Here is a 16686-nt window from a genome sequence, read left to right as displayed (position 1 = left end):
CATTAGTGTTTAATTCTATATAAATGATCGGCTTGTTGCCGTATTTTGTTTGCCAGCATCTTCGGATAATCCGGATTAACGGCGAAGAAAGCATCGACTTCCGCTCTTGCTTCAGGCGATGTATGTCCGGATAGCAAAGCACGCACCCAGGCTGTCGGGAAAAAGATATCGCCGGTTCGCTGCACTTCCTGCATCGCTTCCAAAGCCGGGCGGATATATGCAATAGCTTCTTCCTGACGTGAATGGTGATTTAAATTGGCCAATGCAGCGGAAGCCCAGGGCTCGACACGACGATTATCCGCTATCAGCAAAGAAGCAAAAACACTATCACGCACCTCCTTATGAGGAGAAACAGAAGGCGAAATAAAAGCATATTCCCGCTTCCGGTCAGGATTTGTGATGCGGGATTGCTGAATGCCGACAATATCGTCCGCCTGCCCCGGTAAACAAAGTGCCAGTGTATAAGACAGATTGATATAATCGTTCTCACTCAACGAACAACCTGCCGGAGCCTGTTCTTTTTTCCATATATTATATAATGTAGCGATTGCTTCCGGCGATTTTGCCAAAGAACGATAGGAACGGAAAGCCTGCAATCGATGCTGCGGGACAGAAGATGTCGTTACAATCTGCCATAAAGTCTTTTCCAATAATTCCGTTTCTGTCGGATACAAACGCTGACAATTTCCGATATAGCCCAAAGCTGCGGAGAATAATAACGAGTTATTTTCCTGTGGCAGATAATTCAGCATCGTTTCCATAAAGAAATCCGGAGTGATTGCCTGATTCAACAGATTCTCGTACAAAGTGATCAATATCGAACCTCTCAATAACTCATTATCGCAACCAGGAAGATAAGCGGCACACGCCCGGGCATCTGCTTCATTCAAACGGAAAAATCCATATCCTTTTCCATCTATATTCGGAATAATGAAACAACCCTCTTCCGGATGTATTTTCAGTTTCTCCCGGGTGAAATCCGAATTTCTTCCGAATGAAACGGAAATTTCCTCCGGATCCCCTGTTTTGGGGACGATCAGATAAGACAAATCCTGCGGCCAGTGAAGCCCTCGGTTAAAAGGATCGGTTTGAGTCACCACCAGACTGTCTCCAACGATAGAAGAAGTGATTTCCGGCATGCCTTTCTCATTAACCCAGATATGGCTCCAGGTTGCCAGATCGTCATCCGTCTGTTTATCCAGAATTTCGATCAAACCGTCCCAAGTGGCATTTCCGTACGCATAAGTTTTTAAATATTCCTGAATACCTTTACGGAACGGCTCTTTTCCCATTTTCTTAATCAGCATCTCAAGAACAACAGGCGATTTATCATAAATGATATTACCATAAACCAAACCTGCGTTGCGAAGATTGTCCAGATCCTGCTTGATCGGATTCGCACCGGCAGTACGGTCTTCAGCGTATGCCGGTGGAATATAATCCTGCATAAAATTCAACGCATGATTCACATTCGGATAAAGGGGAGCCACGATCTGCGAAGCAAAATAATTGGCAAAAACCTCTTTCGTCCATACATCGTCAAACCACTGCATAGTGACATAATCCCCAAACCACATGTGAGCCGTCTCATGGGCGATCAGGGCACTGCGGCTCAACTGCTCGTTCAACGTCGGATTCTCGTTCAGGAACATCCGCCGATCGGTATAAAAGGTAGCTCCGGTATGCTCCATGCCGCCAAACTGAAATCCGGGAAGGATTATCAGATCGTATTTGGCAAAAGGATACGGAACATCGGTATAATCTTCCAACCAGGTCAAAGCATCGAACACTTCCGATGCAATTTCCGGACATTGGGCTTTCTTTTTCGGATCTGTTTCCCGATGATATAAAGAGATTTCCCTTCCATCCCGATTGTACGTTTCGCGAACAAACTTTCCGGCTGTGAAGGCGAACAGATAAGTACTTAACGGCTCTGTCTCTTTAAATGATATTATCTTACGGCCGGGAACTGAAGTTGTATCCGTACTTTCAACAGCACCGTTCGAAACCGCCTGCCACTCTCCCGAAACTTCCAGTGACAAGGTGAACAGGGACTTCATATCCGGCTGGTCGAAACAGGGGAAAGCCGTCCGCGCCCGATCCGGGACCAACAAGGTATAAAGGAACTCGTCCCTCCTGTTCAAAGACTGGTCGGCAGGAATAAAATCGACAGTAATCTTATTTACTCCGACTATACTTCGGTCGGCAGGGATCAGGATATGCTCATTCTTAACCTCATAGGGCACCGGCTGACCGTTCAGCAGCACTAAAGCCACTTGCGAAGCTTCTCCACGAAAGTCGATGATGATCGGCTGCTTTTTCTTTAAAGACAGCTGGATCTCGGCATTCCCTTTCACCGGTTCGCGCTTCGTTTCCGGGATAGAGAAAAACAGATTGTATTTAACCTGTTCGAAATGCTCTTTTCTGAACTGCGCCAGTTCACGGCTTACTCCGGCCTCCTGCAACAAAGCGTCCCTCTGTTGTGTGCCACAGGCAGCTAACAGACCGACGGCTGCCACTCCGGCAATCCTGCATATCGTATGAATGTGTTCCATATTCTTTATTACTCTCTCAAATATTCAGCTATCGACATAAAGTTACGTTCCAGAATATACATCTGCGACGCCATAAAAGTAAAAAATTCTCCCCAATCCTGTTTACGGTGAAAGTCGATTCCTTCTTTAGCGATATAGATACGGGCAACTTCTTTTCCCGTATCTCTCACGAAACAAATATCCCAGATCAGGCCTTCCGGAAAATCCTGTTCGAGCGTTTCCTTATACCATGTAAGGCGTTCAAACATTTCCAACCGGAGATCTTCCCTCTTGTGATTCACTTCAAGGATCACATAAGCTCCTGTACGGTTCGCGTCAAACTTCAACTCCACCCCTTTCACCTTCGTATCATAGAGCGTCCATATCTTCTTACGCCCTCTCAGATTGGGTTGGACTTCGCAAAATGCGGCGAAGCTTTCCCAGAATTCCAGTTTCAGGTTCTTCAATTCGTCTTTACTATACATTATATATAATAGCTCTTTCTGTTACTTATAAACATCTTTTTTTCTCAGTCTTATAATCTCTCCATAATCGGCCAGCGTCTTCATATCGATACGTCTGGAATTTCCAACAATGACGTAAACGATTGGTTTAAGCCGGATGTTATGACGGTAGAAACGGATAATATCCATCATCTCCATACCCGAAATACCAGATAATAAAGCCTCATTCGGATCACAATCAAAACCGTTCCTCTTATAACTGGCCACTTTATCCGACAAATCCCGGAACGAAGGATAATCATTATTCACCTGATTGATGATCGATTGTTTGATCATAGATATCCGCTCCGGTTTCTCCGGCATTTCACGAATCAGGGAATTCATCACTGCCATTGCATCCAGCGTCTTATCGCTTTGTGTAGACAGCATCGTAACGAACTCTCCAGCCTTCCCTTCCAGCTTACGAGGCGGCAATAAATAACGTCCGCTGACACGATAAGCCAACGAACGAAATTCCCTGATCTCCTGAAACATCAACGATGACATATCTCCACCGAAATAAACGGAAAATAAACGGGATGCCTGGCGCGACCACAAATCATCCGTTACCTCTCCTTTTACAAACCCATAGACAATACTTTGCGAAGCAGTCGGCATATCCATAAAATAAACGGCTGGTTTGTCGTATTCCTTCGGTTCCCGGAAATAAGTGGCATCAGCCGCGATCGTTATATCCTTTAACGACATGGATGCATTTAGCTGTTCTTCAACCTGTTCAATAGAAAGTGTTCCGCAATAATGCAGGTCACACTCCATTCGGCGGACATCTGCAAAAACATCCAGCAAGTCTTTTCCTTTCAATTTCTTTACTTCCGAAAGCGGTAATTTACGAAGATAGCGTGACTGTTCCCCATATTTCACTTTCTCCAATAAAGCATTTACAATATTATCACTGGATTCAAAGAAAGCCTTTTCTGTTACTTTCGCATCATTAATAACCTGACGGATCTGTTTATCGTCTGCTTTTACTTGCAAAATGAAATCCCCGGCCAACTGAACAGTTTCTTTAAAATGATTATCGAAGCCTGTGATACGCACAACAAACTGCTTATCGCTTGCATCGAAAGACATCGTACTGCCCAGCACCTGCAAACGTGTACGGAAATCCTGGAACGATAAAGAGTCAGTCCCCAGAAATTGCATGTAATTAGCCAGAAGTCCTAATTTAGGTTGTTCTAACGTTCCGATCTGGTAGATCAGATTAAGCGTAAAAATATCTGTCACCGGGTTGGCTACCGTATATAAAGTAACCAGCGGGCTCAACTTTGCCGTTTGTACATCTTTTTCGAAATCGATAAAATGAGATTTCACGATCTGTGTCGGCAACTGCTCCAACTTCTTCGCATACTCGGAAACAGACTCTGAATTTCTGGGAACCACCGGAGTGAAGTCTGGTTTCTTCAGGTTATCTTTCGGATATTTCCCCGTCTTTTTCGTCACACACAGATAATTCTCACTGAAATACTTCCGGGCAACCTGCATAATATCTTCCCGTGTCAGGGCATTTATCTTTGCTACTTCCTGCAAATACTCGTCCCAGCTTTTCCCCTGCGAACAGAGCGACATCATAATGCGTGCACGCGAATCGATATTTTCAAGATTGGATGCGTACTGGCGACGTTGTTCCTGCTTCAGGCTATTGAATATTTCATCAGTAAAATCCCCTTCCTTCACACGGTTTATCTCACGCCAGACCAGCTTTTCAGCTCCGCCATAGGTTTGAAGCATTAGTTTAGGTATAACCGCTACAGCCAGTATCCCGGCTTCATTCATGCTTTCGTTCATTGCCATACAGGCCATGATCTTCCGGTCTACCATCAGCTTGTCAAGAAACCCGGTGCCGTTGGCATTGTTCAGCATATTAACCGCGATAGCCAACGCCGCCTGATCTTCGTGATTAGCCGGCACACCGCGAAAGCCCAATCCCATCGCCCTTACCAACGGAACGGGGAATTTAACCTTCATCTTCTCTTTTCCTTTAAATGGCGGTATAGCTACCATCTCCTTTTTAGGCGCTTCGCCCGGACGGATACGCGAAAATGTTCGTTCCAGAATAGGCAAAACGGCCTCCGTATCAAAATCGCCACTCAGGATCAGAGCCATATTGGATGCCACATAGTATTCTTCAAAGAACTTCCGCATCTCTGTCAGGCGCGGATTCTTCAGATTCTTTGTGCTTCCGATAATCGGATAGGCATACGGATGCGGAGCAAAATACCGGGCAAGCAAGCGATCCATCACAGGGCCGCCGATAAAGTCGCCATACATATTCTTCTCTTCATAAACCGTTTCCAGTTCGCTTTGGAACAGACGGAAAACAGGATTCAGCAAACGTTCGCTGTTTATCTCCGCCCATTGTGCCATATATTGAGGTGAAAAAGTATTGAAATAGATAGTTGCATCGTAAGATGTTGCAGCATTCAACCCCGAACCGCCATACTTTGAGATCAGACGATTGAATTCATTCGGTATCACATATTCGGAAGAACGGATGCTTAATTCGTTGATCTCTTTCTGGATACGGGTACGGTCTTCTTCCTCTTCCGTGGCTGCCAGTTCGTCATATTTTGCAGAGATAGAGTCAAGTAAAACCTTCTCCGCTTCATAGTTGATGGTTCCGATCTTATCGGTACCCTTAAACATCATATGTTCGAAATAGTGTGCAATCCCTGTATCCGGACAGTCCTTCGCTCCCGCTTTCACGACCACAGCTCCGAAAACTTTCGGCTGGCTATGATCCTCATTCAGCCAGATGGTCAGCCCGTTATTCAGTTTGTATTCTTTAACTTCCAGCGCTTTTGAACTCTGAGCAGCCAACAGATTTGTTCCAGTTGCAAATAACATCATCGTCAACAGTGTTTTCATGGGTCTTCTGCCACATTTACATTATAAATAGCAAAGATACCGGATTCCTGCGAATAAACGGTGTGCCGGGAACAATATTTATGCCCTTCTCACTCAACCAAACGTCCCGTCAAATGTTATCAATATAAAAAAACGATTTGCTTATGGTTAATTTAGGTAGCTGGATGAACAAACTCCTTATCGGTTGGGGCGTGGATCCGAAGATTGCTGATACATTCGATGAAATTATTATTGCCGTATTATTGATTGCGGTAGCAGTCGGGATCGATTATTTATGTCAATATATTTTTGTAGGCAGTGTCAAGAAACTGTCAGAGAAAAGCCGTTTCTTCTGGGATTCGCTGCTGATTAAACGCAAAGTGGTACATAACCTGGTACATGCCATTCCCGGCATTATCGTTTACGCCTTGCTTCCGATGGCGTTTATCCGGGGGAAAGAGTTACTGCTGATTTCCCAAAAGATATGTGCGGTTTATATCGTCATCGTTTTATTACTGGCTATCAATGGTTTCATACTTGTCATTATGGACATTTACAACCATCGGGAAGTAAACAAAAATCATTCTATTAAAGGATTTGTACAGGTCATACAGGTACTCGCTTTCTTTATCGGAGGGATTGTGATCATCGCCATCCTGGTCGGTAAATCACCGGCCACGTTATTTGCCGGACTGGGCGCTTCGGCCGCCATCCTGATGTTGGTGTTCAAAGATACGATACTTGGCTTCGTGGCAGGCATACAGTTATCGGCAAACGATATGCTACGGCCAGGCGACTGGATCACCGTTCCCGGATCGAACGCCAACGGAGTCGTACAGGAAATCACACTGAACACCGTAAAAATACAAAACTTCGATAATACGATCTCTACGATCCCACCCTATACGCTGGTCAATAACTCTTTCCAGAACTGGCGGGGAATGGTTGAATCGGGAGGACGGCGCGTAATGAAATCCATTTTCCTCGATCTGAACACAATCAAATTCTGCACACCCGATATGCTCGATAATATGCGCAAAGAAATCCCCCTGCTTGCAGATTATAAGCCGGACGAAGGTGTGACACCCACCAATTCGCAGATGTTCCGTATCTATGTAGAGCGTTACCTGACCAGTCTGCCGGTCGTAAACACCGACCTCGACCTGATCATCAGCCAGTTGCAATCGACAGAATACGGTGTGCCTATCCAGATCTATTTCTTTTCCCGCAATAAAGTATGGAAGGAATACGAACGCATCCAGTCGGATATATTCGACCATTTCTTTGCGATGATCCCTCAGTTTGAACTGAAAGTGTATCAATACTCTGATTAATGCAGACTTGGGCAGCAACGATTTTTTCCCTACATTTGTGTTCATAACTTTAAATACAAATATATGAGTGAATTACAACAATGGATCAATAGTTACCTGATTAAATGGGGATTAGTACACGATTCGGCAAACATTTGGGACAACCTGGTCGTCTTACTGCTTCTAATAGCAATAACCGTCGGTATCGATTACACTTGCCGTTACATTTTCCTCGGATTATTTAAACGCTTCGCCAAGAAAACCAAAAATCAGTGGGACGACCTGATCGTAGAACGGAAGATCATCAATAAACTGATGCATCTGATCCCGGCGATCTTGGTTTATATCATGCTTCCGCTGGCACTTCCCAGAGAGGAAATGCCGACTTTACTCGGTATCCTTCAAATGGTATGCAGTATCTATATTGTAGCCGTTGTACTACGATTCATTAACGCTTCACTGAACCTATTATTAGAGATATACAACCGGAAAGAATCGATGAAGAACAAACCGTTGAAAGGGTTTGTACAGATCATTCAGGTGATTGTGTTCTTTGTCGGTGGAATAATCATCATCAGCATCCTGATCGGTAAATCGCCCGCTACGTTATTTGCCGGACTAGGTGCTTCTGCCGCTATCCTGATGTTGGTTTTCAAGGATACGATACTCGGCTTCGTGGCAGGCATCCAGTTATCCGCAAACGATATGCTTCGTCCGGGCGACTGGATTACGATGTCCAAATATGGGGCCGACGGTACGGTTATTGAAGTCACACTGAATGCCATCAAAGTACGGAACTTCGATAATACAATCACAACTATACCGCCTTATGCGCTGGTGAGCGATTCTTTCCAGAACTGGCGGGGAATGCTGGAGTCAGGAGGACGCCGCATCAAGCGTTCCATCAATATCGACATGAACAGCGTACATTTCTGCACACCAGAAATGTTGGCGAAGTTCCGCAAGATATCCCTGATCACCGACTATGTGGACAGTAAACAACAGGAGCTGGAAAAATATAACGAAGAGCATAACATCGATGCCTCCATCTGGGTAAACGGCCGCCGTCAGACTAATCTGGGCGTATTCCGTGCTTACCTGGTAAACTACCTGAAAAGCAATCCGAATGTAAGCCAGACGCAGACCTGTATGGTACGCCAGTTACAGCCTACAGAAAAGGGAATACCGCTGGAGCTCTATTTCTTCGCTTCCACCACGCAATGGATACCGTATGAAGATATCCAGTCAGATGTATTCGACCACTTGCTGGCCGTTGTACCGGAATTCGGATTAAGCGTATTCCAGGGTGTATCAGGAGCTGATTTACACCATATAAGAATTGAGAAAAGCGACCTCAATCTATCTCTTTGAAAGGCTTCTGAATAATCTCATAATAAGGGAACGGAGGTTTGACGTATTCTTCGAAAACTTCCGTTTCCACCAATCGCTCGGTTTCGTAATCAACTTTCCAGCCACGGTTATATTGGGTGGTGATCCGGATAAGATCATAGTTCTCATCATCCTCCTTGATAGACAACATGCCATGTTCACCGGCAACTGGTTCGCATTGTTCCGGCAAAGTTAACCAGGCTTTAGTCTGTGCCTTCTGTTCGCTTTCGTCAAAATAAATAAGATGGTCGATCAGCTCAGTAAAAATCTCCCACTTCATATCATAAGGGAATGTAAGAGCAAAGACCTGATTGTTTATCGGATGCATACGGATGATCGCATCGTAATCGCGGGAATTATATATGTCAGCGAACGTACACAACATCACATCCATTTGTTCTTCACTCACTCCGGCCACTATCACCATTTTGTCATTATTAACAAGCGCTACAGGACGCAAAGACGGATCAGGGCGCCCGGTTTCGGTACCTTTGTTGAATTTACGGCGCAGATAAAGAATCAGGGCGACGCCTATCGCACCAAAGAACAATATCTTTTTAATCGGCCATTTCTTTTCAGGTTTCTTTGACTCAAAAATAATATTATTCTCTCCCGTTGCATCTTCCAGACGGAATGGAACAGGAATAACTTTCTCGTCGGCTATATTCTCCCCGTTACGGGTTGCCGGAATCCATTTCCCGCTCGTCAGGGCAACCAGGCGAATGGCTTCATCATTCAACAACGGTTCCGAACCCAGGAAAATATGCGGATTTGTTACCGAACCATCCGGTTCGACCGTGCAAGAAACAAGAACCGTACCGCTCACCTGTTTCCGGATCGCTTCTTCGGGATATTCCATATTTTGCCGGATAAACCTGAACTGTGCAGCCGACCCTCCCGTGTATTCGGGAAAAGTACGGTCTGAACCTTCTTCGCGGGCAATCGGACTGTAAACACCCTCACTGGTTTTCAGCAGATAAGAGAGCATATATTGGTCGCCTTCCATCCTACTGAAGCTCATGGAACGATACCCCAACGATGGCAGGTTGTTGATATTCTTCCCTTCATTATCCGGTGGCAAAATCACGACATCCATCAATCCCACCTTTACCTTTGAGAAACGCAAGCCGTTCAACAAAGTGAGATAAAGAGACTGGCGGGCCATACCTTTTTCCGGAGATTTTTCTACCTTGACACTCTCGAAACGATATTTCCAGTCAATAAGAACTTTATTCTCAAAATCATCTGCAAAAGAATAAATAATACTGATCCTTGCACCACCCAACAGAGGTATAGGTTCAGTCACAATCCCTTTCAATTTCGGATTATCGGGAGTGAAAGCCGTAAACTTGCCTTCATTCGTTCCGAAACGGGTAAACGTTTTTGCCGGAAAGATAGCCTCCAGGCGGAACTGGGACAACTCTTTATCACCCGGCTTAGGCTCTTCGATGATCAGACTGTCCAGATAAGGTTTTACCTCCTGACGCAGATGCAATTGTTCTTCTGTCAGACTGTTTTGTTGTGCAGCTGCTCCGCTAAATCCACAGAGCAGAGCCGTCAGAAGCAATACGAATAAAGGAGCTGTTTTCATATTAATAGTAATGTGTTTAACGATTATCAGAATTGGAAATAGATAAACGGCTGTACGCCGGCACTCTTGAACTGCACGACGACAAAGACCATGATCGCCAGAATAACAGCCTGTACCAACAGAGGTGAACGGGTTACTACACCCTGCACCGCATTCTCTGCCGACTTAGGCATAAAGTGAAGCACATAACCGACCACCATCAGCGTAAAGACACCTTTATATCCTGTAACGAACTGTGTGAACACTTCCGGATGGAAGTTGGTAAATATCTGCGTCAGCATCTCCTTCACCGTCTGCATGGAGTCGGCGCGGAAAAAGATCCAACCGAAGCAAACCAGATGGAAAGTAATCAGTATTCCTAAAACTCTGCGCCAGGGCTTCATCTCCGAGCCTAATTGCTTGAAACTACTGAATCGTCCCATAATAAACTTATGGATAGCCAGCGCCACCCCATGTATGGCCCCCCAAATGATAAAGCTCATGGAAGCACCATGCCATAAACCACCGAGCAACATCGTGATCATCAGGTTTATATAAGTACGAATCTTGCCTTTCCGGTTACCTCCCAGCGATATATACAAATAGTCCTTCAGCCAGGAAGATAAAGAGATATGCCAGCGCCGCCAGAACTCCGTAATCGTAGCAGACTGATAAGGAGAATCGAAGTTTATATTGAAACGGAAGCCCAGCAACAAGGCGATACCGATGGCCATATCCGAATATCCGGAGAAATCGCAATAGATCTGCAGCGCATAACCATAAACGCCTAACAGGTTTTCTACCCCGGTATAAAGCAACGGGGCATCGAAGATACGGTCTACAAAATTCAGGCTGATATAATCGGAGATCACCGTTTTCTTGAACAACCCGCACAATACCAGAAACAGCCCCTCCCCGAATTCAGAACGGGTAACGGTTGGATTCTTGTATATCTGCGGGATAAAGTCGCGGGCACGGACGATCGGCCCGGCCACCAACTGCGGGAAGAATGATACATAGAACACATAATCGACCCAGCGCGTCAGTGGGGTTATTTTTCCCCGGTACACATCGATAACATAACTGATTGTCTGGAACGTAAAGAAAGAAATACCGACAGGCAGGAAAATATCCATAGGCTGATACGTAACACTCTGCATAGAGGTATTCCCAAACTGATAGCCAAACTCCCGGGTAACGGTAGCAATGATCTCAAGCAGGAAATTGAAATACTTGAAATACCCCAATAGCCCCAGATTGATACACAAACTAAGGACAACCAACAACTTACGTTTCCACCTGGCAGCAGTATGGTATATGCCCTGCGCGATACAGAAATCTGACGTAGCAGTAAACAGCAGCAGGAAAAACCAGAACCCGCTACTCTTATAATAGAAATAAAGGGAGAACAGCGTTACATAAATAATACGAGCCAGCAAATGTTTCCTGAGCGACATATAAATGATCAGGAAGCCAATAAAAAGAAAGAAGAACAGCCCGCTGCTGAACAGTATCGGTGAAAGACGGTGATAGGTCAGTATCTCGCCCAGTTTTGAGAAATCCAGATTATCGAACATCGTTGTTGCCTGTAATATATCGGTTATAAGTTTGCATCAGGGCACGGTACAATAAAAGTCCCTGTTCCTGATAGCCTTCTTTAGTAAAATGAACGCGGTCTCTACCCATCAGTCCCGCCTTATGCCATTTGGCACTCGAACTCTTTCCGCCTGTCGCTGCAAATAAATCCCAGCAGGCCAGGCCTTCGCGATGGGCTATTTCTGTAATAGCTTTTGCGGCACGTTCCGTATTTTCGTTGCGCACATACGTCCGTTTCCTATTTACAGTCACCCGCTTATAGCATTCGGGAGGCGTTGTAAGCAGAATGGCGGTATGCGGCATCTGTTTTTTTACCAAAGAAATAAATGCTTCAATTTGTCCGGCAAACTCGCCACGGGTAAAACGTCTGCCGAACGTTTCATTGGTTCCCAGCGAAATGATCAGCAACGACGGATTCAGCAAAGCCAGCTGGCGGACATAGTTCTCGTCCGTGTAGTTCACATACATGGCTCCGTTCACTCCCACCGAATGGTATAAAATACCCGGTTGGCCATTCGTCAGATTGAAACCGTAATACACATTCTTAAAAGAAGAGGCAGGCAGCAGGTTGTCCGTCCCTTGTTTCCGGCGGGTACTGTGCAGCTGCAATGTATCTGCCAGGCAAAAGATACGGAAGGTGTCGGCTATGACACCCGGCGCACAGGAGGTTGTGCTTAATGTCGTCCTGACCGAATCTTTCAGTTTTCCGGCAGGAAGCATCGGCATAGACTTCTCCCCCCGGTAAATGACCACCTGGTTAAAAGAATACCCGGCCCCGTTGTTCGGTGCCATGCTGATATCGAAGTTGATAGAAGGCGATACGGACTGGATACCGATCCCTCCCGGCCCGATCGGTGCCTTCCGGTTATTCTGGATACAACGTCCGGCAACCCATTCTTTGGCAACAGAAGATATAAAATAATCGTCCGGCTCATTGCTCTTGCTCAGTTTGAAAGGGGCAATCCAACCCCGTCCGGCATTCCCGAACTGTTGCTGCAGGAGACGCATCATGCGTCCGCTGTAATGACCGGCCTGAATATGCGAGTCGCCCAGTTGAACGATGGTCACGACCGTATCTTTCCCGGCACGTAACGAATCGAGTGCCGCAAAAAAGTCCTGTAAAGGAGCATACTGTTTCACGCCGCTGTCTGAAACCGGCAACAGGATCGAGTCGACAACAGCACCGATCTTATAGGAAAGAGATGGCAAAGCGACAGTATCCGGCGCGATCAGCGTATCTTGCATAGCTATACCCGCATCCCGAACCGACGAACGGGAAGGCGAAAGGTTCTTCGCCCCTACGGTAATCGCTATCAGCGCCAATAAGACCGACAAGTTAATTAACCACTTTGTCTGCTTCATCATAAAACTCCTTTTCTAATAATAATGCTTTAAATAACGCAGTCGCGATTTCGCGTCCGCCACGGAAACTAAGATGCGTATAATCCTTGCTGGCCCAATTATTCTCCACGAAGCGAACCATACTGTTCTCGCCTCCCATTCCGCCAAATGTATTCCAGAACGGAATACCCGCTTTACGGGCGATCTGTCTTTGCGTATGAAGCAACGCCAAGACGGCAGGCATCGTCTCAAACTCGCCGTCTTCCTGATGGCTGCGATCGGAAACGCCCAGCAGCAAAACGTCTGCTTCCGGGAAACAAACCTGCACACGACGGACAGCTTCAACCATCCGGTTACTATACCATCCATAATGCAGCACACTGTCGCTCACCACATTCAGCCCATACTGGAGAATGATCAGGTCATACGGACGCACCTTGCTCAGACTCCGGCAGCGTGCGCTGTCCAGACGGGTAAGGATCATACCGGAATTACCTCGCAAAGAATAGTTATCTACCACAATGCCCGAATTATCTTCCAAGGCAAGACCTAAAGCCCGGAAACCGTCCGTTTCCGTAAACGAAAAAGAAGCTTCGGTAAATGTACCTTTCCTTTCGTACTGGGTTATTTCAGTGGTAACGGGAAGTAGTTCATTGATCGTATCGGGTTCGCCGTTGCAGAACAGTTTCATACGGGTTCCCGTGTTCTGTTCATATAGGAATTTCAGGGAAGAAACGGTCTGTAATTCCGGATAACGGTTCGTCGTCTTTACCGAAACGGAAGCCTTTTCACCTTTCGGCTCGAACATCATGCCCGAAAGCGTATAGCCGTGGTCATGATCGGTCAGCATCGACCAGGTATGCCATCCCTCCGACCACTGTTCGACCGTAGGACGGAATTGTGATGCCACGGAAGCAATCGGAACGAATCCGACCCCGCGTCCGCCAAACTCCTTCTGTAAAGCCGAGCGCAAGTCTGCAACCACGATATCCCCTTCGATAAACGAGTCGCCAAGGAAGGCCACACGAACCGGCCGCTTCAACTCCTTGCCTTTCTTTAGTGCGGCAAAGAAACGTTTCAATCCGATATGTCCGACCGAATAGTCTTCAATGTGGGTACCGAGCGAGTCAGCCCCCTGAACGGAGTACATTACATTGTACAGAGAATCACGCAAAGCCAGTGCCGCAGAATCGATCCCCGTAGAGCGGATGATCGAATCGCGCAAAGCAACCGAGTCTATTTGCAACGTATCCGGCTGTTCAAGCTGCCTGCGCAGGGAGTCCATCGACAACGATTGCGTCTTTACCCGTAAATCCGAAAGTAAGTCAACCTTTTTTATTTTCTGTCCGAACAACTGATCCGGCAGATAATACAGTCCCAGGCAGATACAAAACGTGATAAGTAATAACACCAGTAATCTGCCGAAATTATCCTCTTTATTCATTTACTCAATCTTACGAAGGTGCAAAGATAGGGATAAAGTTGTTATGTTCATGTATAGTTATAAAAATAGCTTCGGTATTTCAGACGGCTCACAAGCAACCCGTATACCCGCTTCTTCCATCGCCCGGATCTTTTCAACGGCCGTACCCGTTCCTCCGGAGATAATAGCTCCGGCATGCCCCATCTGTTTACCCGGCGGGGCCGACTGTCCGGCAATAAATCCGACAACCGGTTTCGTTACATGCTCACGGATATATTCGGCCGCCAGTTCTTCCGCGTTACCGCCTATCTCGCCGATCATCACGATAGAATGCGTATCCGGATCATTCTCAAACATTGCCAGCAGTTCGCGGAAGTAAAGGCCGACCACAGGATCGCCCCCCATCCCTACGGCGGTAGATTGTCCCATCCCATTGGCTGTCAGATGATAAACCACTTCATAGGTAAGTGTTCCGCTCCTGCTTAACACGCCGGTGTGTCCTTTCATAAACACTTTACCGGGAAGGATACCGACAAGGCTTTCGCCCGGAGAGACCAATCCGGGACAATTCGGCCCGATCAGCTTCGCACCCTTCATCTGCACGAACCGGTAGGCTTTGATCACATCGACTGTCGGAACTCCTTCAGTGATACAGACAATCAGCCCGATACCCGCATCGGCCGCCTCCATGATGGCATCGGCAGCAAAACGGGCGGGAACAAATATAATAGAGGTATTTGCCTGCGTTTGCTGCACGGCGTCGTACATCGTGTTGAATACCGGAATATGATCGATCTCGGTTCCGCCTTTGCCCGGCGAAGTTCCACCTACGACGTTAGTTCCATATTCTTTCATTTTCAGTGCATGGAAAAGCCCGTCGCGTCCGGTGATTCCCTGTACGATCAGACGGGTAGATTTATTGATCAGTATGCTCATGATGACTATTTTTTGCTGTTTTGTGATAATTCTACGGCCATCAGGGTTGCTTCACCCATCGTTTCGGCCACTTTAAAACGGGTATTGCGCAACAGATCGCGCCCCTCTTTCTCATTTGTCCCGGTCAGCCGGACAATAACGGGAATATCATTGTTTATCTGCTCGAAAGCTTTCAGCAGGCCGTAAGCCACATCATCGCAGCGGGTAATCCCACCGAATATATTAATCAGCACCACCTTTACTTTCGGATCTTTCAGCAGCAACTTCATCGCTTCGATTACTTTTTCCGGATTGGAGCTACCGCCGATATCCAGGAAATTAGCCGGATCGCCGCCATATAGTTTGATCATATCCATTGTAGCCATAGCCAGACCCGCCCCGTTAACCATACAGCCGATCTCACCGCCCATGTGCACGTAACTGAAACCGCTTTCCTTTGCCCGGGCTTCTATCTTTTCTTCCTCGGTAGGTTCAAAAAGGGAAAAGACACGAGGCTGCCGATACAACGCATTGTCATCGAAAGTCATCTTGGCATCGATCGCGATCAAGACACCTTCCCGTGTCATAACCAGTGGGTTTATCTCCACCAGGGAAGCATCTTTCTCTATAAAAAGCCGGTACATATTCTGTATAATCCCGGCCAGTTGATTGACCTGGGAAGTTTTATCAAACAGGGTAAAAGCATAACGCCGCGCCAGATAATCAGGAATTCCGATCAACGGATCGATCCGGAAATGGAAAATCTTTTCGGGTGCGCGGTGTGCCACTTCTTCAATGTCCATTCCCCCTTCGGCACTCATCATCAGGACGACCGAGCGGGAATTACGGTCGATCACAAAACTGATATAATACTCCAGATGGATATTCACCGCTTCGCTGACAATTACCCGGGTGACGGGATAATCTTTAATAGTCATGCCCAAAATACTTTCGGCATGCTGCAAGGCTTCTTCGGCATTCCCAGCCAGCTTCACACCGCCGGCTTTACCTCTTCCCCCGGTCAGCACCTGTGCTTTGATTGCTACTTTTTCATTCCCCAACTGACTGAAGGCAGCCACAACCTCCTCCGGCGTACTACATAAAATATGCCGCTCGACCGGTATCCCATAATCTGAAAAGAGTTTTTTTGCCTGAAATTCGTGTATCTTCATCGGATAATAAATTTAGTGGTTCCTACTTATATAATAAACAATCGGGACGACCGTTAGTTTAAATA

General features: G+C 46.4%; 11 protein-coding genes. 2 read left to right on the top strand and 9 right to left on the bottom strand.

Annotated features, from left to right (window positions below; all coding sequences use genetic code 11):
• Positions 1-2: 2 nt before the first annotated feature.
• Genes HMPREF1536_RS19745 through HMPREF1536_RS19735 form a run of 3 tightly spaced genes read right to left on the bottom strand, consistent with a single transcriptional unit; the run spans position 3 to position 5905 of the window.
• The gene (locus HMPREF1536_RS19745; RefSeq protein WP_044193164.1) at positions 3-2555 is read right to left on the bottom strand and encodes a M1 family metallopeptidase; all 2553 of its coding nucleotides are present in this window, start codon (positions 2553-2555) and stop codon (positions 3-5) included.
• An 8-nt stretch (positions 2556-2563) separates the two neighbouring features.
• Complete coding sequence (locus HMPREF1536_RS19740; RefSeq protein WP_028729429.1) at positions 2564-3019, bottom strand: DUF4268 domain-containing protein; 456 nt, start codon at positions 3017-3019, stop codon at positions 2564-2566.
• A 21-nt stretch (positions 3020-3040) separates the two neighbouring features.
• Entirely contained in the window at positions 3041-5905 is a 2865-nt protein-coding gene (locus HMPREF1536_RS19735) for a M16 family metallopeptidase (protein WP_028729430.1), read from the bottom strand.
• Between the two features lie 161 nt (positions 5906-6066).
• Between HMPREF1536_RS19735 and HMPREF1536_RS19730 the strand changes: the two genes are divergently transcribed.
• Complete coding sequence (locus tag HMPREF1536_RS19730; RefSeq protein WP_028729431.1) at positions 6067-7236, top strand: mechanosensitive ion channel family protein; 1170 nt, start codon at positions 6067-6069, stop codon at positions 7234-7236.
• A 63-nt stretch (positions 7237-7299) separates the two neighbouring features.
• Entirely contained in the window at positions 7300-8586 is a 1287-nt protein-coding gene (locus HMPREF1536_RS19725; protein WP_028729432.1) for a mechanosensitive ion channel family protein, read from the top strand.
• Here the strand turns inward: HMPREF1536_RS19725 and HMPREF1536_RS19720 are convergent.
• The 6 genes from HMPREF1536_RS19720 to sucC are packed head-to-tail and all read right to left on the bottom strand — an operon-like array spanning position 8570 to position 16621.
• Positions 8570-10195 (bottom strand): energy transducer TonB, encoded by a 1626-nt coding sequence (locus tag HMPREF1536_RS19720; RefSeq protein WP_028729433.1) that lies wholly within the window; start codon positions 10193-10195, stop codon positions 8570-8572. The genes HMPREF1536_RS19725 and HMPREF1536_RS19720 overlap by 17 nt on opposite strands.
• A 26-nt stretch (positions 10196-10221) precedes the next feature.
• Positions 10222-11751: an MBOAT family O-acyltransferase gene (locus HMPREF1536_RS19715; protein WP_028729434.1), complete on the bottom strand. Its 1530-nt coding sequence runs from the start codon at positions 11749-11751 to the stop codon at positions 10222-10224.
• Entirely contained in the window at positions 11741-13132 is a 1392-nt protein-coding gene (locus tag HMPREF1536_RS19710) for a GDSL-type esterase/lipase family protein (RefSeq protein WP_044193237.1), read from the bottom strand. The genes HMPREF1536_RS19715 and HMPREF1536_RS19710 overlap by 11 nt, the downstream gene beginning before the upstream one ends.
• Positions 13107-14555, bottom strand: a complete 1449-nt coding sequence (locus HMPREF1536_RS19705) for an SGNH/GDSL hydrolase family protein (protein ID WP_028729436.1) — start codon at positions 14553-14555, stop codon at positions 13107-13109. Before HMPREF1536_RS19705 ends, HMPREF1536_RS19710 begins: the two co-directional genes overlap by 26 nt.
• A gap of 57 nt (positions 14556-14612) precedes the next feature.
• Complete coding sequence (gene sucD / locus HMPREF1536_RS19700; protein ID WP_028729437.1) at positions 14613-15470, bottom strand: succinate--CoA ligase subunit alpha; 858 nt, start codon at positions 15468-15470, stop codon at positions 14613-14615.
• 5 nt (positions 15471-15475) lie between these two features.
• Positions 15476-16621, bottom strand: a complete 1146-nt coding sequence (gene sucC, locus HMPREF1536_RS19695; RefSeq protein WP_028729438.1) for an ADP-forming succinate--CoA ligase subunit beta — start codon at positions 16619-16621, stop codon at positions 15476-15478.
• Positions 16622-16686 lie beyond the last annotated feature (65 nt).

The sequence above is a fragment of the Parabacteroides gordonii MS-1 = DSM 23371 genome, assembly GCF_000969825.1.
GTDB classification, from domain to species: domain Bacteria; phylum Bacteroidota; class Bacteroidia; order Bacteroidales; family Tannerellaceae; genus Parabacteroides; species Parabacteroides gordonii.
This window is presented reverse-complemented; position numbering and strand designations above follow the sequence as displayed.

Coding starts and splice junctions, on each gene's coding strand:
- HMPREF1536_RS19740 (WP_028729429.1), bottom strand. CDS start 3,019: ATGTATAGTAAAGACGAATTGAAGAACCTGAAACTGGAATTCTGGGAA.
- sucD (WP_028729437.1), bottom strand. CDS start 15,470: ATGAGCATACTGATCAATAAATCTACCCGTCTGATCGTACAGGGAATC.
- HMPREF1536_RS19735 (WP_028729430.1), bottom strand. CDS start 5,905: ATGATGTTATTTGCAACTGGAACAAATCTGTTGGCTGCTCAGAGTTCA.
- HMPREF1536_RS19710 (WP_044193237.1), bottom strand. CDS start 13,132: ATGAAGCAGACAAAGTGGTTAATTAACTTGTCGGTCTTATTGGCGCTG.
- HMPREF1536_RS19705 (WP_028729436.1), bottom strand. CDS start 14,555: ATGAATAAAGAGGATAATTTCGGCAGATTACTGGTGTTATTACTTATC.
- HMPREF1536_RS19720 (WP_028729433.1), bottom strand. CDS start 10,195: ATGAAAACAGCTCCTTTATTCGTATTGCTTCTGACGGCTCTGCTCTGT.
- HMPREF1536_RS19730 (WP_028729431.1), top strand. CDS start 6,067: ATGGTTAATTTAGGTAGCTGGATGAACAAACTCCTTATCGGTTGGGGC.
- HMPREF1536_RS19745 (WP_044193164.1), bottom strand. CDS start 2,555: ATGGAACACATTCATACGATATGCAGGATTGCCGGAGTGGCAGCCGTC.
- HMPREF1536_RS19725 (WP_028729432.1), top strand. CDS start 7,300: ATGAGTGAATTACAACAATGGATCAATAGTTACCTGATTAAATGGGGA.
- sucC (WP_028729438.1), bottom strand. CDS start 16,621: ATGAAGATACACGAATTTCAGGCAAAAAAACTCTTTTCAGATTATGGG.
- HMPREF1536_RS19715 (WP_028729434.1), bottom strand. CDS start 11,751: ATGTTCGATAATCTGGATTTCTCAAAACTGGGCGAGATACTGACCTAT.